The following is a 19,571-nucleotide window of genomic DNA, read 5'->3' on the forward strand; positions in this document are numbered from 1 at the left end:
AGCCACCAACAAGAAGCCCCGCACCGGGCCGGCCAGGCGGGGCTCATAGAATGAAATCAGTATAGCGGCCGACCCTCGCGCCGCTCCCCGCTACAACCCTCATGCGCCTGCCCCTCCCCACCCTTGCGCTGCCCCTGTTGCTGGTCGCAGCGTTGATCGCCCTGCCGGTCCGCGCCGATGACCTGACTGGCGCCCAGCGCCTCTGGCTGGCCGGCCAGCGGCAACAGGCAGTCGAGCAAGTCGAGCAGGCGCTCACCCGCACGCCCGACGACCTGCAGCTGCGCTTCGCCCTGGGCGTGATGCGCATGGATCTCGGCGAGCGCGCCAAGGCCTTGAGCATCTTCACGCGGCTGACCCAGGATTTCCCCGATCTCGCCGACCCGTACAACAACCTGGCCGTGCTGCGCGCCGCCGCTGGTGAGCTAGACGAGGCCCATGCCGCGCTGCAACAGGCGCTCCGCCTGCAGCCCGAACACGCGCAGGCGCAGGAAAATCTGGGCGACGTGCTGTTGCGCCTGGCACTGCGTGCCTACCAGCGCGCCCAGAAAGCCGCCCTGGCGCCCAGCGATGCATTGGCAGGCAAGATCAGCCGCACACTGGCAATGACCAGTGACCTCAACAAGACCCGCTGACGCAATCCCCTTCCTTCATGACCAAGACCGCTCTCTTTCTGGCCGCCCTGCTCGCCGCCGCCAGCGTCTCAGCCCAGACCGTCAAGCTGCAGACCAGTGAAGGCGACATCCGCATCGAACTGAACGCCGCGAAGGCGCCGAAGTCGGTCGCCAACTTCCTGCAGTACGTCAAGGCGGGCCATTACAACGGCGTCATCTTCCACCGCGTCATCGACGGCTTCATGGTCCAGACCGGCGGTTACGACGGCAAGCTCAACCAGCGCCCGACCAAACCGCCCATCCCGCTGGAGTCGCACAACGGCCTGTCCAACGTGCGCGGCAGCCTCGCGATGGCGCGCACCGGCGACCCCAACTCGGCCACGTCGCAGTTCTTCATCAACGTGGCCGACAACGTCCGTCTGGACGGAGAACCCGAGAACCCGGCCACCGGCTATGCCGTCTTCGGCCAGGTCATCGAGGGCATGGACGTCGTCGACAAGATCCGCACCACCGCGGTCTCGTCGGTCGGCATTCACCAGCACCTGCCCGCCAAGCCCATCTTCATCACCAAGGCTCTCATCGAGCCCGTCAAAAAATGAGCCAAGTCAAACTCACCACCAACCACGGCGACATCCTCATCGAGCTGGACGCCGAGAAGGCGCCGCTGTCGGTTGCCAACTTCCTCAGCTACGTCCGCAAGGGCCACTACGACGGCACGGTGTTCCACCGCGTCATCAAGGGCTTCATGATCCAGGGCGGCGGTTTCGAGGTCGGCATGAAGCAAAAGCCCACCGACGCGCAGATCCAGAACGAAGCCAACAACGGCCTGAAGAACGCTCACTACACGCTGGCCATGGCGCGCACCAACGCGCCTCATTCGGCAACGGCCCAGTTCTTCATCAACACCACGAACAACGGCTTCCTGGACTTCAAGTCCGAGAGCCCGTCGGGCTGGGGCTATGCCGTCTTCGGCAAGGTCGTAGAGGGTCAGGACGTCGTCGACAAGATCGAGAAGTCCAAGACCGCCACGCGCGGCGGCCACGGCGATGTGCCGGTCGAAGACGTCATCATCGAAAAAGCCGTCGAAGTCGTTTGATCCACACGCTGACGGCACCGAGGCAATGGCAGCAGATCGACCTGCTGTCCGACCTTCACCTCGGGCCGGACACGCCGGGCACGCAGGCGCGGCTTGATCGGCATCTCGCCGAGACGCCCGCGCAGGCGGTGCTGCTGCTCGGCGACATCTTTGAAGTCTGGGTCGGCGACGACGTGCGCCACGAGCCCTTCGAAGCCGGCGTCGCGCACCTGCTGCGCAAAGCATCGCAGCGGCTGGACCTTTTCTTCATGCATGGCAACCGCGACTTCCTGGTCGGCGCCGAGTTGCTGGCGGATGCCGGCATGACCGCCCTGCCCGACCCCACCGTGCTCGACGCCTTCGGCCAGCGCTGGCTGCTGGTGCACGGCGATGCGCAATGCCTGGCCGACGCGGCGTATCAAGCCTTCCGCCGCCAGGTGCGTTCACCCGAATGGCAGGCGCAGGTGCTGGCCCAGCCGCTCGACGCTCGCCAGGCGCTGGGCCGCCGGATGCGCGAGGGCAGCCGCGCGGCACAGGCAGCGCAGCTGATGGCGACCGATCTGGATGCCGACGCCTGCCGCGCGCTGATGGCCGAGGCCGGCGCGGCGACGCTGATCCATGGTCACACCCATCGCCCGGCCGAACACGCGCTGGGCGACGGCCGGAAGCGCGTCGTGTTGTCCGATTGGGATTTCGAAGCCGAGCACCCCCGAGGCGATGTGATCCGTTTGTCGGCCGCCGGTTTGCAACGTCTGCCGCTGTGATCCTGCGAGCCCTGCGCTACTGGCGCGAACAGCGCGCAGTGCAACGCCATTCGATTCCCGACGGGCTGTGGCAGCTCACGCTGCTGCGCTACCCCTTCCTGGCGCAGCGCAGCGAGGACGACCTCGCCGAGCTGCGCCGCCTGTCCAGCCTGTTCTTGTCGACCAAGGAATTCCATGGCGTCGACGGCTTCGAGGTGACCGACGAAGTCGCCGTCGCCGTCGCCGCCCAGGCCTGCCTGCCGGTGCTGCGCCTGGGTCTCGCTTGGTACGACGGCTTTGTCGGCATCGTCATGCACGAGGGCGAGGTCGTGGCCCAGCGCTCTTACCAGGACGAAGACGGCGTCGTCCACGAGTACGACGAGGAACTGGCCGGCGAGGCGATGGAGGGCGGGCCGCTGATGCTGAGCTGGAACGCGATCGCCGTCAGCAACGACCCGACCCAGTTCAGCGCTGACAACGTCTTCAATGTCGTCATCCATGAGTTCGCCCATGTCATCGACATGCGCGATGGCCTGGCCGACGGGGTGCCGCCGTTGGATGCCGACGAACGCGAGCGCTGGATCACGGTCATCGACGCCGAGTGGGAAAGCTTCTGCAAGCGCATCGACGCGGGCCAGGAGACACTGATCGACCCCTACGGCGGCGAGGCGGTCGAGGAGTTCTTCGCCGTGGCCGTTGAGGCCTTCTTCGCCGCGCCCGCCGCGATGCGGGCCGAGGAGCCGGCGATGTACGACTTGCTGGCCGGCTTCTTCAAGCAGGACCCGGCGGCTTGAAAAAAAGGGACGCCAAGGCGTCCCTTCTTGCACAAGCCCGCCGGTTCAGGCTGTCGCCGGCTCGGCCTTGGGCTTGTTGTCCTTGGCCGGCTTGGGCGGCGTGGGCTGGATGTCCAGCACCGTCTCGCCCTTGTCGTCCACATCCACGCTGAGCCGGCCGCCGTCGACCAGCTTGCCGAACAGCAGCTCGTCGGCCAAAGCACGGCGGATGGTGTCCTGGATGAGGCGCTGCATCGGCCGCGCACCCATCAGCGGGTCGAAGCCCTTCTTGGCGAGCTGCTTGCGCAGCGCATCGGAGAAGCTGACCTCGACCTTCTTCTCCTGCAGCTGGCTTTCCAACTGCAGGAGGAACTTGTCGACGACACGCAGGATGATCTCCTCGTCCAGCGCGCGGAAGGACACGATGGCGTCCAGGCGGTTGCGGAACTCCGGCGTGAACAGGCGCTTGATGTCGGCCATCTCGTCGCCCTGCTGGCGCGACGTCGTGAAGCCGATGGTCGATTTGTTCAGCGCCTCGGCGCCCGCGTTGGTCGTCATGATGATGATGACGTTGCGGAAATCGGCCTTGCGTCCGTTGTTGTCGGTCAGCGTGCCGTGGTCCATGACCTGCAGCAACACGTTGAAGACGTCGGGGTGCGCCTTCTCGATCTCGTCCAGCAACAGCACCGCGTGCGGCTTCTTCGTGACGGCCTCGGTCAGCAGCCCGCCTTGGTCGAAACCGACGTAGCCGGGCGGCGCGCCGATCAGGCGGCTGACGGCATGACGCTCCATGTACTCCGACATGTCGAAGCGGATCAGTTCTATGCCCAGGATGTAGGCGAGCTGCTTGGCCACCTCCGTCTTGCCGACGCCCGTGGGGCCGCTGAACAGGAAGGAGCCGACCGGTTTTTCGGGCCGGCCCAGGCCGGAACGCGCCATCTTGATGGCGGCGGCCAGCGCATCGACGGCCGGGTCCTGGCCGAAGACGACGCTCTTCAGGTCGCGGTCCAGCGTCTTGAGCTTGCTGCGGTCATCGCTGTTGACCGACGCGGGCGGAATGCGCGCAATCTTGGCGACGATGTCCTCGACCTCGACGCGGGTGATGGTCTTCTTCTGCTTGCTCTTGGGCAGGATGCGTTGCGCGGCGCCGGCCTCGTCGATGACGTCGATGGCCTTGTCCGGCAGATGGCGGTCGTTGATGTACTTGGCCGACAGCTCGGCCGCCGCCTGCAGGGCGCCCAGCGCGTACTTGACCGAGTGGTGCTCCTCGAAGCGGCTTTTGAGGCCCTTCAGGATCTCGATGGTCTGCTCAACCGACGGCTCGGGCACGTCGATCTTCTGGAAGCGCCGCGACAGCGCCGCGTCCTTCTCGAAGATGCCGCGGTACTCAGTGAACGTGGTCGCGCCGATGCACTTCATCTGGCCGCTCGACAGTGCCGGCTTGAGCAGGTTGCTCGCGTCCAGCGTGCCGCCCGACGCCGCACCAGCGCCGATCAGCGTGTGGATCTCGTCGATGAACAGCACGGCATTGGGCTGGTCCTTCAAGGACTTCAGCACGGCCTTGAGGCGCTGCTCGAAGTCGCCGCGGTACTTGGTGCCGGCCAGCAGCGCGCCCATGTCCAGCGAATAGACGATGGCGTCGGCCAGCACCTCGGGCACTTCGCCTTCGGTGATGCGCCAGGCCAGGCCCTCGGCGATGGCCGTCTTGCCCACACCGGCCTCGCCGACCAGCAGCGGGTTGTTCTTGCGCCGACGGCACAGCACCTGCACGACGCGCTCGACCTCGGCCTCGCGGCCGATCAGCGGGTCGATCTTGCCGTCCTTGGCCAACTGGTTGAGGTTCTGCGTGAACTGCTCCAGCGGCGAGGCCTTGGCGCTGGCCCCCTCGCCTTCCTCGCGCTCGCCTTCCTGCGCGCCGGGCGCCTGCCCCTCGGGGCCCTTGGGCGGCTCGGGGTCGGTCTTCTTGATGCCGTGGGCGATGAAGTTGACGACGTCCAGGCGGGTGACGCCCTGCTGGTGCAGGTAGTAGACGGCGTGCGAATCCTTCTCGCCAAAGATCGCGACGAGCACGTTGGCGCCGGTCACTTCCTTCTTGCCACTGCCCGTACTCTGGACGTGCATGATGGCGCGCTGGATGACGCGCTGGAAGCCCAGCGTAGGCTGGGTATCCACCTCGTCGCTGCCGCCCACCATCGGCGTGTTTTCCTTGATGAACTGCGTCAGGCTCTTGCGCAGGTCATCCAGGTTGGCGGCGCAGGCGCGCAGCACCTCCGCCGCGCTGGGGTTGTCCAGCAACGCGAGCAGCAAGTGCTCGACAGTGATGAATTCGTGCCGCTGCTGGCGTGCCTCGACAAACGCCATGTGCAAACTGACTTCAAGCTCTTGCGCAATCATGCGGCCTCCATAATGCACTGCAGGGGGTGGCCGGCACGCCGGGAGGCGGCCAGAACCAACTCCACCTTGGTCGCGGCGACGTCCTTGGTGAACACACCGCAGACCCCGCGACCCTCGTGGTGGATTTTGAGCATGATCTGCGTCGCCGTATCGAGGTCATGCCGGAAAAATTCCTGCAGAACCATGACTACAAACTCCATCGGCGTGAAATCGTCGTTCAGCAGCAGCACCTGGTAGAGCCGCGGCGGCTCGGTTTTCTGCGTCTGACGCTCGACGACAACCGCCCCGTCGCCTTCTTCCTTGCCCGGCTTCACAGGAGGCGCGGGCGGCGGAGGAACCGACTGGTTTTGCGTTGAGAAAACGGGGAGCACAGGCATGTCGGGATTCTATCGACGGGGGTATTCCCTCCGCCGACCGCGGGCAGGTGGCGGCATATCGCCAATTTGCAAGCGCCCCCGGGTCAACCCGGCCGGGAAGGTCCCGAATTGACGCCTTTCGTCGCGCTACCAGAATCTCCGTCCGCCTCCCTGGGAGGTGCCACAAAGAATGGAGACAAGATGATGGCGCTGGGCAAAGTCAAGTGGTTCAACGATGCCAAGGGCTTCGGATTCATCGAGCCGGAAGCCGGCGGTGATGACGTCTTCGCCCATTTCTCCGCGATCCAGATGGAAGGATTCCGGACGCTGAAACAAGGCAGCCAGGTCCAGTTCGATCTGGTTCAGGGCCCCAAGGGCCAACTGGCCCAGAACATCACGCCCATGGAAGCCGCCGCGCGCGCTGCCGAGCAGCAGCAACAGCAGCAGCAAACACTGGCCTCCTGATCTGAGCTGCCAACGCAAAAGCCCCGTGGCCTGCCGCCACGGGGCTTTTGCTTTGTGTGCACCTGGCGCCGGCAGGTGCGGGCGCCATGCCGTCGACCGGCTTGCTAGAGTTGATGCCCTGCGCGCAGCCGCCTAGCCGCAGCGCGCAGCACGGATTACCCATTCACCGGACCACGTTCATGACCGCCGAAAAGACCCAGATCGTTTACACCCTGACCGATGAAGCACCGCGCCTGGCCACTGCCTCGCTGCTGCCGGTCGTCCAGCGCTTCGCGGCGCAAGCTGGGATCGATGTCGTCACCAGCGACATCTCGGTGGCCGGCCGCATCCTGGGCCAGTTCCCCGAGCCGCTGACCGAAGAGCAGCGCGTGCCCGACAACCTGGCCGCCCTCGGCAAGCTGACGATCCGGCCCGAGGCCAACATCATCAAGCTGCCCAACATCAGCGCCTCGGTGTCGCAGCTGAAGGCAGCCATCAAGGAATTGCAGGACAAGGGCTACAAGATCCCCGACTACCCCGAGGCGCCGAAGACGGATGAAGAGAAGGACATCCGCGCGCGCTACAACAAGTGCATCGGCTCGGCCGTGAACCCGGTGCTGCGCGAAGGCAACTCCGACCGCCGCGCGCCCAAGGCGGTCAAGGAATACGCACGCAAGAACCCGCACCGCATGGACGAGTGGAGCCAGGCCTCGCGCTCGCACGTCTCGCACATGCATGACGGCGACTTCTATCACGGTGAAAAGTCCATGACCATGGACCGCGCGCGCGACGTGAAGATGGAACTGATCACCAAGAGCGGCAAGGCCATCGTGCTCAAGCCCAAGGTGTCGCTGATGGACCGCGAGGTGGTCGACTCCATGTTCATGAGCAAGAAGGCGCTGCTGGCCTTCTATGAGAAGGAGATCGAGGACGCGCGCAAGACCGGCGTGATGTTCTCCCTGCACGTCAAGGCCACGATGATGAAGGTGTCCCACCCCATCGTCTTTGGCCACTGCGTGCGCATTTTCTACCGCGAGGCCTTTGAGAAGCACGCCAAGCTGTTCGACGAGCTGGGCGTCAACGTCAACAACGGCATGGTGGACCTCTACACCAAGATCGCCACGCTGCCGCAGAGCAAGCAGGACGAGATCAAGCGCGACCTGCACGCCTGCCACGAGCACCGTCCCGAGCTGGCCATGGTCGACTCGGCCAAGGGCATCACCAATTTCCACTCGCCCAACGACGTCATCGTCGACGCCTCCATGCCGGCCATGATCCGCAGCGGCGGCAAGATGTACGGTGCCGACGGCCGCCTCAAGGACGTCAAGGCCGTCATGCCCGAGTCGACCTTCGCCCGCATTTACCAGGAGATCATCAACTTCTGCAAATGGCATGGCGCCTTCGACCCGCGCACGATGGGCACCGTGCCCAACGTCGGCCTGATGGCCCAGCAGGCCGAGGAGTACGGCTCCCACGACAAGACCTTCGAGATCCCCGAAGACGGCGTGGCCAACATCACCGACCTGGCCACCGGCGAAGTGCTGATGAGCCAGAACGTCGAGCAGGGCGACATCTGGCGCATGTGCCAGTGCAAGGACGCGGCCATCCGCGACTGGGTCAAGCTGGCTGTCACGCGCGCCCGCAACTCGGGCATGCCGGTCGTCTTCTGGCTGGACGCCTACCGCCCGCACGAGGCGCAGCTCATCACCAAGGTCAAGATGTACCTGCATGAGCACGACACGACCGGGCTGGACATCCAGATCATGAGCCAGGTGCGCGCGATGCGTCACACGCTGGAGCGCGTCATCCGCGGCCTGGACACCATCAGCGCCACCGGCAACATCCTGCGCGACTACCTGACCGACCTCTTCCCCATCATGGAGCTGGGCACCTCGGCCAAGATGCTGTCCATCGTGCCCCTGATGGCCGGCGGCGGCATGTACGAAACCGGCGCTGGCGGTTCAGCACCCAAGCATGTGCAGCAGCTGGTGGAGGAAAACCACCTGCGCTGGGACTCGCTGGGCGAGTTCCTGGCCCTGGCCGTGAGCCTGGAAGACGTCGGCATCAAGACCAAGAACGCCAAGGCCAAAGTGCTGGCCAAGGCCCTGGACACGGCCACCGGCGAACTGCTGGACAGGGCCAAAGGCCCCAGCTCCAAGACCGGCGAGATCGACAACCGCGGCAGCCACTTCTACCTGACGATGTTCTGGGCGCAGGCCCTGGCCGAGCAGACCGAGGACGCCGAGCTGGCCGCGCGCTTCAAGCCGCTGGCGGACTCGCTGACGGCCAATGAGGCCAAGATCACGGCGGAGCTCAAGGAAGTCCAGGGCAAGCCGGCCGACATCGGCGGCTACTTCCTGCCGGACGTGGCCAAGCTGGACAAGGTGATGCGCCCGAGCGCGACGTTCAACGCGGCGCTGGAGTCGCTGGCGAGCTGACCAAGCTGCGCCAATGAAACGGGGCGCCATCGGCGCCCCGTTTTGCTTTCGCGACCGTCCCGGTAACGAGCGAACTCAATGCATCCAGACCTTGCGGTTCGCATCCACGGGGGGCTGCGGCTTCAAGGCGTCCCGGACGCGCTCGACCGTGGCCGGCGAGTCCTTGTCATCAACCGACACGACCAGCCGAAGCCAGGCGGCTTTGCTGCGGTCGGCCTCGCGCCGCGTCCAGCACCAGACTTCCGCGCCCAGTTGACCCGACCGATCCGCCAGGCGAACTTCGTCGAAGTCCGCGCCCTGATAGACCAGCAACTGGTCTTCGGCCACATAGGTAGTGAGGTACTCCGGCATGCTCGGGCTCCAGACGTTGAATCGGCCGACGGCCAATGATGCGCCGCCCCGGTGGCGTCAGTCCATGTTGTCGATCATCACCTGACCGAACCCGGAGCAGGACACCTGCGTCGCGCCGTCCATCAGCCGCGCGAAGTCGTAGGTGACCTTCTTGCTCAGCACCGACTTTTCCATCGAGCTGATGATCAGGTCGGCCGCTTCCTTCCAGCCCATGTGTCGCAGCATCATCTCGGCGGACAGGATCTCGGAGCCGGGGTTCACGTAGTCCTTGCCGGCGTACTTGGGGGCGGTGCCGTGGGTGGCTTCGAACATGGCGATGGAGTCGCTCATGTTGGCGCCGGGGGCGATGCCGATGCCGCCCACCTGCGCCGCCAGCGCGTCGGAGATGTAATCGCCGTTGAGGTTGAGCGTGGCGATGACGCTGTACTCGGCCGGGCGCAGGATGATCTGCTGCAGGAAGGCGTCGGCGATGCTGTCCTTGATGGTGATGTCCTTGCCCGTCTTCGGGTTCTTGAACTTGCACCACGGGCCGCCGTCGATGGGCTCGGCGCCGAACTCCTTCTGCGCCAGTGCGTAGGCCCAGTCCCGGAAGCCACCCTCGGTGTACTTCATGATGTTGCCCTTGTGCACGATGGTCACGCTGGGCTTGTTGTTGTCGATGGCGTACTGGATGGCTTTGCGCACCAGGCGCTCGGTACCCTCACGGCTGACCGGCTTGATGCCGATGCCGGAGGTGTCCGGGAAGCGGATCTTCTTGACGCCCATTTCCTCTTGCAGGAACTTGATCAGCTTCTTGGCCTTGTCGCTCTCGGCTTCGTATTCGATGCCGGCGTAGATGTCTTCCGAGTTCTCGCGGAAGATGACCATGCTGACCTTGTGCGGCTCCTTCACGGGGCTGGGCACGCCGTCGAAATACTGCACCGGGCGCAGGCAGACGTAGAGGTCCAGCTCCTGGCGCAGCGCGACGTTGAGCGAACGGATGCCACCACCGACCGGCGTGGTCAGCGGGCCCTTGATGGACACGACGTATTCCTTCAGGACCTTGAGCGTCTCTTCCGGCAGCCACACATCGGGGCCGTAGACCTTGGTGCTCTTCTCGCCGGCATAGATCTCCATCCAGTGGATCTTGCGGCTGCCGCCGTAGGCCTTGGCGACGGCGGCGTCGACCACCTTGAGCATGACCGGCGTGATGTCCAGGCCGGTGCCGTCGCCTTCGATGTAGGGAATGATGGGCTGGTCGGGAACGTTCAGCGAGAAGTCGGCATTGACCGTGATCTTCTGGCCGCCTTCGGGCACCTGGATGTGTTGGTACATGGCGTGTGGGCTTTCGCGCAAAGGCGATTCAAGACGAAACCTCGCGAGTTTATGGCCGCGTCAGCAGGCCAGCAGCAGGCGTTCCCACACGCCGTGCGCCAGGCCCCAGGCGGCGCCCGCGGCCAGCGCGAGGCCGGCCAGGCGCAGGGCCGGCGTGGCGCCGTCGCCGCCGCGCTTGAGCAGCCGCGCCCGCCACAGCGGCGCGATGACAAGGCCGGGCGTGCTGGCCAGCGCAAAGCCCGCCATGGCCGCCGCACCGCTTGAAGGCGAGCCCGACAGCCCTGCCAGCAGCAGCGCCGCATGCAGCAGCCCGCAAGGCATGGCCACCCAGGCCATGCCGGTGGCGAACGAATGGCGGGGCTGGGGGCGCCAGCTCACCGCACCCAGCCAGGCCGGCGCGCGGCCCCGCACGAGCAAGCTCAGGCCCAGCAGCAGCAGCGCCGCCTGCAGCAGCGCCCAGGCCGGTTGAAGAAAGCTCATGCCCTGCGCGGCCCGCGCCAGCGCCTCGGCCGAGGCCGCCGCAACCGCCCCGCCCGCCGCATAACCCAGCAGTCGACCGGCAAGCAGCCGCGCCGGGCGCTTGCCACTGGCCAGCGCACAAGGCGCACTGCACATGGCCGCGCAATGCGGTAGGCCCGCCAGACCCATCAGCGTGGCGGACGCGATCAGCGCGGCGTCCAAGGCCATCAGAAGCTGCGAAGGGGCTCGGCGCGTCCGAGCAGACCGCGACAGTGCCGCCAATCAAGGCGCAAAGCACAGCCGTAGCTCGGGCTACGGCGAGCATTTGCAACGCAGAGTGGCGGTGCTGCCGCGGGATGAGCGGGCGTGCAGAGTTCGTTCACAGCTTCTCTAGATGATCTTCGAGAAGCGCTCGCGGCTCGCGTCGGCCTGGCAGTAGCGGTCGAACACCAGCGCGACGGCGCGCACGAAATACCAGCCCAGCGGCGTGACCTGGATGGCGCCCGGCTCCAGCGTGACGAGCCCCTGCTCCGCCAGCTGAGTAAGCCGGGTCAGCTCCGGCGCGAAGTAGGTCGGCACGTCGACGAGGTAGGAGGCCGCGATGGACTCGAACTCGACCCGACCCTGGCACATCAACGCCATGATGACCGCCCGGCGCAGCAGGTCGTCGCGCGTCAACGCCAGGCCGCGCTGCACGGGCAGTTGCTGCAGCTTCAGCGCGTCCTCGTACTCTTCAAGCGTCTTGGCGTTCTGCGCATAGGTCGCGCCTACGCGGCTGATGGCCGACACGCCCAGGCCGACGAGGTCGCAATCCGGTTGCGTTGAATAGCCCTGGAAGCCGCGGTGCAGCAGGCCCTGGCGCTTGGCCACGGCCAGTGGATCGTCGGGCAGCGCGAAATGGTCCATGCCGATGAAGGTGTAGCCCTCGCCCAGCAGCGCGCTGATGGCGCCCGACAGCATGGCCAGCTTGTCGCCCGCCGGCGGCAGCAGCTCGGCCACGATGCGGCGCTGCGGCTTGAAGCGCTGCGGCAGGTGGGCGTAGGCATACATGGCGATGCGGTCGGGCCGCAGCTCGGCCACCTGGGCAATGGTGCGGGCGAAGCTCTGGGGCGTCTGCAGCGGCAGGCCGTAGATCAGGTCGACATTGGTGGACGCAAAGCCCAATTCTTTGGCCTGCTGCATCAGCCTGGCGACCTGCTCCAGCGGCTGCACGCGGTGCACCGCCTTCTGCACGGCGGAATCGAAGTCCTGCACGCCGAAGGACAGGCGGTTGAAGCCCAGCAGGCGCAGGTGCGTCAGGCGCTGCAGGTCCACGGTGCGGGGGTCGACCTCGATGGACAGTTCGGCACCGGGCAGCAGCTTGAAGCGGCGGCGCAGCGCGTCCATCAGCGCACTCAGCTCGGCGTCGGACAGGAAGGTCGGCGAACCACCACCCAGGTGCAGCTGCGACACCGGCGCAACACCTCCGGAACCCGCGCCGAGCGCCTCGGCCACCAGGTCCATTTCCATGTTCAGCGCGGCCAGGTAGGGCGCGGCGCGCTCGTGGTGCTTGGTGATGATCTTGTTGCACGCGCAGTAGTAGCAAAGCTGCTCGCAGAACGGGATGTGCACGTAGACCGACAGCGGCTGGGCCGTGCCGCGCTGGCGCAGCGCCTGCAGGTGCTGGGCGCCCTGATAGGCCTCGACGAAGCGGTCGGCCGTCGGGTAGGAGGTGTAGCGCGGCCCGACCACGTCGTGGCGCCGGATGTTGGCGTCAAGCAGGTCGGCATCGAGGGGGCGTTCGGTCACAGCAGCCATGGCCGCACTGTGCCGAGGGCGCGGCGGTCGGGCCTTGATCCAGGTCAACGACGGCGCGGGTCATCCAGCAAAGAATCAGCGCCATGCTGACCACCCTGCCCCGCGCGATGAACATGCCGAGCACCCCCGACGTGTCCACCGCCGCCCCCACCATGGAGCCGCTCAAGGTCGCGTGCGCAAGCTGCAACCTGCGCGAGCTTTGCCTGCCCGTGGGGCTCAGTGCCGCCGACCTGGGCCAGCTTGATGGCCTGGTGGACAAGCGACGCAGCGTGCCGCGCGGCGAGCACCTGTTCCGCAACGGCCAGCGCTTCGAGGCGCTGTACGCGGTGCGCACCGGTTTCTTCAAGACGTGCGTCGGCAGCGAGGACGGGCGCGACCAGGTGACGGGCTTCCAGATGGCCGGCGAGCTGCTCGGGCTGGACGGCATCAGCAGCGACCAGCACCACTGCGACGCAGTTGCGCTGGAGGACTCATCCGTCTGCGTCATCTCCTACAACCAACTCGAAGGCCTTTCGCGCGAGTTCAGCTCGCTGCAGCACGGCTTTCACAAGATCATGAGCCGCGAGATCGTGCGTGACCACGGCGTCATGCTGCTTCTGGGCAATATGCGCGCGGAGGAGCGCCTCGCCGCCTTCCTGCTCAACCTGACAAAACGGCTGCAGGCACGCGGCTTCTCGGCGTCCAGCCTGGTGCTGCGCATGACGCGCGAGGAAATCGGCAGCTACCTGGGCCTGAAGCTTGAGACCGTCAGCCGCACCTTCTCCAAGTTCCAGGAAGACGGGCTGATGGAGGTCAAGCAACGCCAGTTGCGCATCCTGGATCAGGCCGGCCTAGAAGCTCTCGTCAACAACAGTCGCTGTTGAAGCCATACAAAAAAGGCCCCGCGGGGGCGCGCGGGGCCTGAGATCGAGGAACGACGGAGCTTTAGCCGACCTTGATCTCGTTGCGAACTTCCTTCACGCCCGGCACGGCCTGGGCCAGCTGGACGGCCTTCTGGGCCATCTCGGCGCTGGGGGCGGCGCCCTTGACGACGATCACACCGGCGCTGGTGCTGCTGACGGTCAGCGGCAGAGCGGACAAGTCCTTGTCCTGCTGCAGCGCGGCCTGGACCTGGCTGGTCAGGGCAGCGTCGCCAGCGGTTTGCGCCTGCGCACCCTGCTGAGCCTGAGCGGCCGGAGCAGTCGCCGGCGCCGGGTCGGCGGCGAAGGCAGCACCAGCGGCACCTGCCATCAAAGCAGCAGACAGCAGTCGGGCGAAGGTGGATGTGTGTTGCATGCAGATCTCCTGAAGAAGCGTGAATCAAAAGCGGTACCGGGCGGCACCACGGACAGGCTTAGCGCAAGGCCTGTGCCAGCTCTGCTTTCATGTTGTGAATCAATGACTTGTGAAGTTTTTCACGCGCCAGCGGGAGGCGCCGACCCGATGGCGCCGCATGTTTTGTCGCCACGCGGCGACAGTTTGGCGCCGCTGCGGCCTAAGTGCTTGATTCACCTGACATCTTCTTGTCGCCTGAACCCGACGCCAGCGCGTCGCCCGCTTCAGCGCGAAACAGTTGCGGGTCCAGCCCGTGCTTTTGCATCAGCCGATAGAACTCGGTGCGGTTGCGGTCCGCCAGGCGCGCGGCGTCGGCCACGTGGCCAGAGGTGAGCTTGAGCAGTTGGTTCAGATAGTCGCGCTCGAAACGCTGCTTGGCATGCTGGTAGTTCAGCACTTCCAGCGACGGCATCTGCAGCGCCCGCTGCACCTGGGCCAGCGACACCAGCGGCGCCGTGGCCAGCACGCAGACCTGTTCGACGGCGTTGTAGAGCTGGCGCGCATTGCCCGGCCAGGGCGCTGTCACCAGCGCCTCCAGCGCGTCCGGCGCAAAACCCTTGACGGGCTTGCGATGCCGCGCGGCCAGCGTTTGCAAGAAATGCTGGGCCAGCAGCGCGATGTCCTCCCGCCGTTCGGACAGCGGCGGCAGGCGCAGCTTGACGACGTTGAGCCGGTAAAACAGGTCGGGGCGGAACTGGCCTTCGCTCATCGCCAGCTCCAGGTCGCGGTGCGTCGCCGACAGCACCCGCACGTCGACCGCCACCGCCTCGTTGCTGCCGACCGGGCGCACCATGCGCTCTTGCAGCACGCGCAGCAACTTGACCTGCAAAGCCAGCGGCATGTCGCCGATCTCGTCGAGGAAGACCGTGCCGCCGTGCGCGGCCGGGATCAGTCCCTGGCGATGGCCTTGAGCGCCGGTGAAGGCACCCTTCACGTGGCCAAAGAGCTCGGACTCCAGCAGCGCCTCGGGGATGGCCCCGCAGTTCACGGCGATGAAGGGCTTGTCGGCGCGCGCGCTGGCCTTGTGCAGGGCTCGCGCCAGCAGTTCCTTGCCGGTACCGCTGTCGCCGCAGATCAACACGCTCGCGTCCGTCGCCGCCACCAGCCGCGCCTCGGCCAGCACCTCGGCCATGCGCGGGCTGCGGCTGATGATCTCGCTGCGCCAGGCGTCGCCATTGGTGCTGCTGCCCACCGGCGCCAGGCCGGGCGCGTTGACGCGCAGCGCCTGGTTGATCTTGCCCAGCAGTTCCTTGCCGTCGAAGGGCTTGGTCAGGTAAGCGTGGGCACCCCGCGTCGTCGCCTCGACGGCATCGGGAATGCTGCCGTGGGCCGTCAGCAGGATGACCGGCAACGACGGGTGCCGGCTGCGCACCTCGTCGAACAGCGCCAGGCCGTCCAGGCCCGGCAGGCGCACATCGGTGATGACGAGCGACGGCAAGCGAACGGCCAGGTGCGCCAGGGCCGCCTCCGCGCTGGCGACGGCCTGCACGGCATGGCCCGCAGCAGTCAAGCGCATCGTGATCAGGCGCAGCAGGTCGGCGTCGTCGTCGACAAGGAGGATGGTGGCTTGTGTACTCATCGTTTTGCGGGCAGGGTTTGCTCGATGGCCTTCAATGCTTCGAGCTTCTCGTTGAGTTGCTCGTTGCGGCGCTGGCTGTCGCGCAGTTGCAGCGTCAGCTTGTCGACGTTGTCCTGCAGCCGCCGCTGCTCGGCCAGGCGGGCCGAGATCAGCGCGGCCATGGCCCTCAGTGGTTCGGTCGGCGCGTCGGTGGCGCCTGCAAGCACTTCGATCTGCGCGGCCGCCTGCGCCAGGTCGGCGCTGCCGCGACCCTGGCTCAAAGTCAGGGCCTTGCGCAGGTCTTCGACATAGGCGGTCACCGCGCCCAGCTGATCGACCGGCGGTGCGGGCGGCTCGGGGCAGACGGGCGCAGCTGGGGTGGGGTGGGGCGCTGGCGGCGGCATGGGCATGGGCGTCTGGCAGCCCGCCAGCAACAGCAGCACGACGATCTCAAACAGTCGCTTCATTCGTTTCATCTGCATCAGGAATCTCGATCCGGAAGTGGGCGCCGCGTTCGCTGGGCATCAGGCGGCAGCTGCCGCCGTGCGCCTGCACGATCTCGCGCACGATAGACAGGCCGATGCCGCTGCCACGGCGCGCGCCGGGCGCCTGGTTCCGGCCTTGGTAGAAGGGGTCGAAGATGCGCTCGACGTCTTCGGCCGCCACGCCGGGACCGGCGTCGATGCAGTCGATGCGCGCCTTGCCGCCGTCGCATACCAACGCCAGCCTGATGGTCCCGCCCGGCGGGCTGAAGCGCAGGGCGTTGACGAGCAGGTTGGCCAGCACCATGCCCAGCTTCTCGCCGTCGGCCATCGCGCTGCAAGACTGGGCATCGATGTGGACGGTCAGCCCGCGGGCCTGCCACAGCAGGCGCTGGTCGTCGACGACTCGGGCCAGCAGGTCCTTCAGGTCGACGGGCCGGCGCCGCAGTTGCTGGGAGTCGGACGCCAACGTCTGGTAGCGCAGCAGGTCCTCGATCTGGCCCTGCAGCGCCGCGCTGTTGTCGCCGAGGATGCGCACGATCTCGGTCTGGTCCGGCGTCAGCGGGCCGGCCACGCCCTCGCGCAGCAGGGCCGCACCTTCGCGGATGGAGGCCATCGGCGTTTTGAGCTCGTGCGAGATGTGGCGGACAAAGCGCGTCTTGTCGGATTCCAGCGTCGCCAGGCGCTGGCGCAGCCATTCGAGCTGGCGCCCGAGGCGGCGCAGGTCGGCGGGGCCACCCACCTCCACCGGCTGGTCGAAGCGGTTGTCGCCCAGCCGGCCGATGGCCGCCTCGACAGCGGCAAGCGGCCGCAGCAGCCAGTGGCCAAAGCCCAGCGCCAACAGGATGGCCAGCGCAATCGCCCCCAGCACCAGCGCGCTGATCAGGCGGCGCTGTTGCTCCAGTTCCGTCAGCAGCGCATCGCTGCGCCGATCCATGGCCTGCTGGCCATGTTCTGCCAGCGTCTCGTTGACGTTGTGCAGGCGCGTGAACACCGGCGTCAGGCGCTTCAGCGCGGTTGCGCGAGTGCGGGGCAGGCCAGGGTTCTGCAGCACGCGCCAGGCGGCCTGGGCCTGCGTCTCCCACTCGGCGAACAGCTTTTGCGAGGCGGCCTCGGGCATCAAATCCGACAGCACCGACTGCGTGGCCTGGGCGTCCCGCCAGGCCAGCTCATAGCGGTCGCGCAGGCTGGCGTCATCCAGCACCAGGAACTGGCGCGCGCTGCGCTCCATGGCGACGGTGCGCTCGGCCAGGCGCTGGCCCTGGGCGGTCAGCGCAGCAGCGTCCTGCGACGCCTGGCGGCCCTGCTCGGCCACATCGCCGAGCGCGAACATGGCCTGCACCGCCGCGCCGCCCAGCAAGGCGGTGATGAGCAGGAACGCGGCCAGCAGGCACTGGTGGAAGGACAGGCCGCGCAGGCGCTGCCGGGCCGAGTCGGGGTGAGGCGCGGGCTCGGTCGGGTGGGGCGGCGTGAGTGCGGAGTCCAGGGTGTGCGAAGGCATCGTGCAGCTGCGCGAAGGCGCCGCATGCTAGGGCGCCAACCGGTCGGACGGCCCGGAGGCGTGGCCGGCTTTGCATCACGATGCAACCGGCACGCCGCCATCCGAAAACCGCCAATGCTGCAGCGCACCAAAACCAGGCGTAGGATGGCCCGCATGCGTCCTCAAGTGCTCATCGTCGGCTGCGGTTTTGGCGGCCTGGAGGCGGCGCGGGCCCTGCGCTCGGCCGATGTCGACATCACCATCGTCGACAAGACCAACCACCATCTCTTCCAGCCGCTGCTGTACCAGGTGGCCACCGCCGGGCTGTCGGCGCCGTCGATCGCGGCGCCCGTGCGCCACTTGTTCCGCCGCCAGCGCAATGTGACGACGCTGCTCGGTGAGGTCGTCGCCGTCAATGCGCAGGCGCAGACGGCGGTGTTCAAGGACGGGGCGCGGCTGCTCTGGGACCACCTGATCGTTGCTGCCGGCGCCACGCACAGCTACTTCGGCCGCGATGAATGGGCGGCACACGCACCTGGGCTGAAGACGCTGGACGATGCCTTCGAGATCCGCCGCCGCGTGCTGATGGCGTTCGAGGCGGCCGAGCGGGAGGACGACCCGGCCAGGCGCGCGGCGCTGCTGCAGTTCGTCGTCATCGGCGGTGGGCCGACCGGTGTTGAGTTGGCCGGCACCTTCGCCGAGATCGCACGCCACACGCTGCCGGGTGAGTTCCGCCGCATCGACCCACGGCAGGCCAAGGTGCTGCTGGTGGAAGGCAGCCCGCGCGTGCTGCAGTCCATGCCCGAGGCCCTGAGCGAAAGCGCCCGCAAGCAGCTGACGGCGCTGGGCGTGGAGGTCCGGCTGGGGGCACGCGTGACTGGCATCGACGCCGACGGGCTGGACATCACGACCGCCGCTGGCGCCGAGCGCCTGCAGAGCCGCTGTGTCGTCTGGGCGGCCGGCGTGGCGGCGTCACCGCTGGGCCTGGCGCTTGCCGATGCCACCGGCTGCACGCTGGACCGGGCCGGCCGCGTTGTCGTGGAGCCCGACCTGAGCCTGAAGGGCTTCCCCGCCATCCAGGTCATTGGCGACCTGGCCGCTGCGCAGAGCCACAAGCCGGGCCACGAGCCGCGGCCGGTGCCGGGCGTGTCGCCGGGCGCCAAGCAGATGGGCCGTTGCGCCGCCGCCAACATCCAGCGCCGCCTGCGCGGCGAGGCCACCCAGGCCTTTCGCTATACCGACTACGGCAACCTGGCCACCATCGGCCGCAACAGTGCGGTCGTCGACCTGGACACGCCGGCCGGGCCGCTGCGCTTTTCAGGCTATTTCGCGTGGCTGTTCTGGCTGTTCGCGCACGTCTGGTTCCTGATCGGCTTTCGCAACCGCTTCGTCGTGCTGGTCGACTGGGCCTGGGCGTACTGGACGCATGACCGCAACGCGCGGGTGGTCGCTGGCGACGGGCTCAGCGAGGCCAGCCCGGCGAGCGCCGCTGCGGCTTCGGCTCGTCGGCCGGCAGGTTGACGAGCAGCAGCGCCAGGCTGGCGCCAAAGGCGATGACGCCCCAGAAGATCAGGAAGCTGACCGTGTAGATCGCCTGCGCCGACAGCTCCACCGGCGCGGCGCCAAACCAGCGCAGCTCGTGCGGGTCGACGACGGCGAACACCAGCGCCTCAAGCACACCGGCCGACAGGAAGGACGACCAGGCCACCGCCATCGCATAGCGGGCGATGCGCGACGGCCCCGGCGTGCCGGTCACCTCTTGGCTCCCGGCACCACGCCGGTGGCGGCATGGTTGCGTGCCGCCTGGGCGGGCGCAGCATCGGTCGTCGCCCGCGTCACCAGCGGCGGGTCGGGGTGGCGGATGGCCAGCGTCACGGTCACGATGCTGGCCAGGATGACGGCGACGGGGCCCGACACGACGAGCCAGACCATCGGCTCGCGCCAGGCGGATGAGGGAGTTGCTGGATTCGACATGGTGACTT

21 protein-coding genes are annotated in these 19,571 nt (G+C 67.2%); 9 read left to right on the top strand and 12 right to left on the bottom strand.

Annotation, left to right across the window (positions count from 1 at the left end; translation table 11 throughout):
- Positions 1–101: 101 nt before the first annotated feature.
- Genes ASC81_RS23790 through ASC81_RS23810 form a run of 5 tightly spaced genes read left to right on the top strand, consistent with a single transcriptional unit; the run spans position 102 to position 3,223 of the window.
- On the top strand, positions 102–632 hold the full coding sequence (locus ASC81_RS23790) for a tetratricopeptide repeat protein (protein WP_056273061.1): 531 nt from the start codon (positions 102–104) through the stop codon (positions 630–632).
- A gap of 17 nt (positions 633–649) precedes the next feature.
- Positions 650–1,210, top strand: a complete 561-nt coding sequence (locus ASC81_RS23795; protein WP_056273062.1) for a peptidylprolyl isomerase — start codon at positions 650–652, stop codon at positions 1,208–1,210.
- Positions 1,207–1,707 carry a peptidylprolyl isomerase gene (locus tag ASC81_RS27245; RefSeq protein ID WP_056273063.1) on the top strand — a complete coding sequence of 167 codons (501 nt, stop codon included), beginning with the start codon at positions 1,207–1,209 and terminating at the stop codon, positions 1,705–1,707. The genes ASC81_RS23795 and ASC81_RS27245 overlap by 4 nt, the downstream gene beginning before the upstream one ends.
- Entirely contained in the window at positions 1,704–2,450 is a 747-nt protein-coding gene (locus ASC81_RS27250) for a UDP-2,3-diacylglucosamine diphosphatase (RefSeq protein WP_056273067.1), read from the top strand. Before ASC81_RS27245 ends, ASC81_RS27250 begins: the two co-directional genes overlap by 4 nt.
- On the top strand, positions 2,450–3,223 hold the full coding sequence (locus ASC81_RS23810; RefSeq protein ID WP_369820874.1) for a zinc-dependent peptidase: 774 nt from the start codon (positions 2,450–2,452) through the stop codon (positions 3,221–3,223). Before ASC81_RS27250 ends, ASC81_RS23810 begins: the two co-directional genes overlap by 1 nt.
- A gap of 45 nt (positions 3,224–3,268) precedes the next feature.
- Here ASC81_RS23810 and clpA read toward each other — a convergent pair whose 3' ends face one another.
- A complete protein-coding gene (clpA, locus tag ASC81_RS23815) occupies positions 3,269–5,596 on the bottom strand; it encodes an ATP-dependent Clp protease ATP-binding subunit ClpA (RefSeq protein WP_056273071.1) in 2,328 nt (775 codons plus the stop codon).
- Positions 5,593–5,973: an ATP-dependent Clp protease adapter ClpS gene (gene clpS / locus ASC81_RS23820; protein WP_082536773.1), complete on the bottom strand. Its 381-nt coding sequence runs from the start codon at positions 5,971–5,973 to the stop codon at positions 5,593–5,595. The genes clpA and clpS overlap by 4 nt, the downstream gene beginning before the upstream one ends.
- A gap of 183 nt (positions 5,974–6,156) precedes the next feature.
- Here clpS and ASC81_RS23825 point away from each other — a divergent pair, with 183 nt between their 5' ends.
- Together ASC81_RS23825 and ASC81_RS23830 are read left to right on the top strand one after the other, a co-directional pair.
- Positions 6,157–6,417, top strand: a complete 261-nt coding sequence (locus ASC81_RS23825) for a cold shock domain-containing protein (RefSeq protein ID WP_056273404.1) — start codon at positions 6,157–6,159, stop codon at positions 6,415–6,417.
- Between the two features lie 179 nt (positions 6,418–6,596).
- Positions 6,597–8,834, top strand: coding sequence for an NADP-dependent isocitrate dehydrogenase (locus tag ASC81_RS23830; protein ID WP_056273076.1), 2,238 nt, complete (start codon positions 6,597–6,599; stop codon positions 8,832–8,834).
- A gap of 75 nt (positions 8,835–8,909) precedes the next feature.
- On the opposite strand, the gene ASC81_RS23835 is transcribed toward ASC81_RS23830, so the two are convergent.
- From ASC81_RS23835 to hemN, 4 genes are all read right to left on the bottom strand, one after another.
- Positions 8,910–9,185: a hypothetical protein gene (locus ASC81_RS23835; protein ID WP_056273079.1), complete on the bottom strand. Its 276-nt coding sequence runs from the start codon at positions 9,183–9,185 to the stop codon at positions 8,910–8,912.
- Between the two features lie 57 nt (positions 9,186–9,242).
- Complete coding sequence (icd, locus tag ASC81_RS23840; protein WP_056273080.1) at positions 9,243–10,499, bottom strand: NADP-dependent isocitrate dehydrogenase; 1,257 nt, start codon at positions 10,497–10,499, stop codon at positions 9,243–9,245.
- Positions 10,500–10,559: 60 nt separating this feature from the next.
- Positions 10,560–11,186 (bottom strand): sulfite exporter TauE/SafE family protein, encoded by a 627-nt coding sequence (locus tag ASC81_RS23845; protein ID WP_056273083.1) that lies wholly within the window; start codon positions 11,184–11,186, stop codon positions 10,560–10,562.
- 162 nt (positions 11,187–11,348) lie between these two features.
- Positions 11,349–12,755, bottom strand: a complete 1,407-nt coding sequence (gene hemN / locus ASC81_RS23850) for an oxygen-independent coproporphyrinogen III oxidase (RefSeq protein ID WP_056273086.1) — start codon at positions 12,753–12,755, stop codon at positions 11,349–11,351.
- Positions 12,756–12,868: 113 nt separating this feature from the next.
- On the opposite strand from hemN, the gene ASC81_RS23855 reads away from it, so the two are divergent.
- Positions 12,869–13,618 (top strand): helix-turn-helix domain-containing protein, encoded by a 750-nt coding sequence (locus ASC81_RS23855; protein ID WP_056273407.1) that lies wholly within the window; start codon positions 12,869–12,871, stop codon positions 13,616–13,618.
- Positions 13,619–13,679: 61 nt separating this feature from the next.
- On the opposite strand, the gene ASC81_RS23860 is transcribed toward ASC81_RS23855, so the two are convergent.
- From ASC81_RS23860 to ASC81_RS23875, 4 genes are all read right to left on the bottom strand, one after another.
- On the bottom strand, positions 13,680–14,030 hold the full coding sequence (locus ASC81_RS23860) for a BON domain-containing protein (protein ID WP_056273089.1): 351 nt from the start codon (positions 14,028–14,030) through the stop codon (positions 13,680–13,682).
- A 199-nt stretch (positions 14,031–14,229) separates the two neighbouring features.
- Positions 14,230–15,648 (bottom strand): sigma 54-interacting transcriptional regulator, encoded by a 1,419-nt coding sequence (locus tag ASC81_RS23865; RefSeq protein WP_056273090.1) that lies wholly within the window; start codon positions 15,646–15,648, stop codon positions 14,230–14,232.
- On the bottom strand, positions 15,645–16,094 hold the full coding sequence (locus tag ASC81_RS23870) for a hypothetical protein (protein ID WP_056273093.1): 450 nt from the start codon (positions 16,092–16,094) through the stop codon (positions 15,645–15,647). The genes ASC81_RS23865 and ASC81_RS23870 overlap by 4 nt, the downstream gene beginning before the upstream one ends.
- Positions 16,078–17,610 (bottom strand): HAMP domain-containing sensor histidine kinase, encoded by a 1,533-nt coding sequence (locus tag ASC81_RS23875; RefSeq protein ID WP_156392398.1) that lies wholly within the window; start codon positions 17,608–17,610, stop codon positions 16,078–16,080. The genes ASC81_RS23870 and ASC81_RS23875 overlap by 17 nt, the downstream gene beginning before the upstream one ends.
- A 144-nt stretch (positions 17,611–17,754) precedes the next feature.
- Here ASC81_RS23875 and ASC81_RS23880 point away from each other — a divergent pair, with 144 nt between their 5' ends.
- On the top strand, positions 17,755–19,110 hold the full coding sequence (locus ASC81_RS23880; protein ID WP_056273095.1) for an NAD(P)/FAD-dependent oxidoreductase: 1,356 nt from the start codon (positions 17,755–17,757) through the stop codon (positions 19,108–19,110).
- Here the strand turns inward: ASC81_RS23880 and ASC81_RS23885 are convergent.
- On the bottom strand, positions 19,052–19,345 hold the full coding sequence (locus ASC81_RS23885) for a hypothetical protein (RefSeq protein WP_056273098.1): 294 nt from the start codon (positions 19,343–19,345) through the stop codon (positions 19,052–19,054). The two genes, ASC81_RS23880 and ASC81_RS23885, sit on opposite strands and share 59 nt — an antisense overlap.
- Positions 19,342–19,563: a nitrogen fixation protein FixH gene (locus ASC81_RS23890; protein WP_156392399.1), complete on the bottom strand. Its 222-nt coding sequence runs from the start codon at positions 19,561–19,563 to the stop codon at positions 19,342–19,344. Before ASC81_RS23890 ends, ASC81_RS23885 begins: the two co-directional genes overlap by 4 nt.
- Positions 19,564–19,571 lie beyond the last annotated feature (8 nt).

This window comes from Pelomonas sp. Root405 (genome assembly GCF_001425165.1).
GTDB lineage: Bacteria > Pseudomonadota > Gammaproteobacteria > Burkholderiales > Burkholderiaceae_C > Pelomonas.

Bases quoted from the DNA above. Each gene is read 5' to 3' on its own strand.
- icd (WP_056273080.1), bottom strand. From the start codon at position 10,499: ATGTACCAACACATCCAGGTGCCCGAAGGCGGCCAGAAGATCACGGTC.
- ASC81_RS23880 (WP_056273095.1), top strand. From the start codon at position 17,755: ATGGCCCGCATGCGTCCTCAAGTGCTCATCGTCGGCTGCGGTTTTGGC.
- ASC81_RS23855 (WP_056273407.1), top strand. From the start codon at position 12,869: ATGCCGAGCACCCCCGACGTGTCCACCGCCGCCCCCACCATGGAGCCG.
- ASC81_RS23835 (WP_056273079.1), bottom strand. From the start codon at position 9,185: ATGCCGGAGTACCTCACTACCTATGTGGCCGAAGACCAGTTGCTGGTC.
- hemN (WP_056273086.1), bottom strand. From the start codon at position 12,755: ATGGCTGCTGTGACCGAACGCCCCCTCGATGCCGACCTGCTTGACGCC.
- clpA (WP_056273071.1), bottom strand. From the start codon at position 5,596: ATGATTGCGCAAGAGCTTGAAGTCAGTTTGCACATGGCGTTTGTCGAG.
- ASC81_RS23825 (WP_056273404.1), top strand. From the start codon at position 6,157: ATGGCGCTGGGCAAAGTCAAGTGGTTCAACGATGCCAAGGGCTTCGGA.
- ASC81_RS23860 (WP_056273089.1), bottom strand. From the start codon at position 14,030: ATGCAACACACATCCACCTTCGCCCGACTGCTGTCTGCTGCTTTGATG.
- ASC81_RS23845 (WP_056273083.1), bottom strand. From the start codon at position 11,186: ATGGCCTTGGACGCCGCGCTGATCGCGTCCGCCACGCTGATGGGTCTG.
- ASC81_RS23795 (WP_056273062.1), top strand. From the start codon at position 650: ATGACCAAGACCGCTCTCTTTCTGGCCGCCCTGCTCGCCGCCGCCAGC.
- ASC81_RS23790 (WP_056273061.1), top strand. From the start codon at position 102: ATGCGCCTGCCCCTCCCCACCCTTGCGCTGCCCCTGTTGCTGGTCGCA.
- clpS (WP_082536773.1), bottom strand. From the start codon at position 5,973: ATGCCTGTGCTCCCCGTTTTCTCAACGCAAAACCAGTCGGTTCCTCCG.
- ASC81_RS23830 (WP_056273076.1), top strand. From the start codon at position 6,597: ATGACCGCCGAAAAGACCCAGATCGTTTACACCCTGACCGATGAAGCA.
- ASC81_RS23890 (WP_156392399.1), bottom strand. From the start codon at position 19,563: ATGTCGAATCCAGCAACTCCCTCATCCGCCTGGCGCGAGCCGATGGTC.
- ASC81_RS23870 (WP_056273093.1), bottom strand. From the start codon at position 16,094: ATGAAGCGACTGTTTGAGATCGTCGTGCTGCTGTTGCTGGCGGGCTGC.
- ASC81_RS23865 (WP_056273090.1), bottom strand. From the start codon at position 15,648: ATGAGTACACAAGCCACCATCCTCCTTGTCGACGACGACGCCGACCTG.
- ASC81_RS23875 (WP_156392398.1), bottom strand. From the start codon at position 17,610: ATGCCTTCGCACACCCTGGACTCCGCACTCACGCCGCCCCACCCGACC.
- ASC81_RS27245 (WP_056273063.1), top strand. From the start codon at position 1,207: ATGAGCCAAGTCAAACTCACCACCAACCACGGCGACATCCTCATCGAG.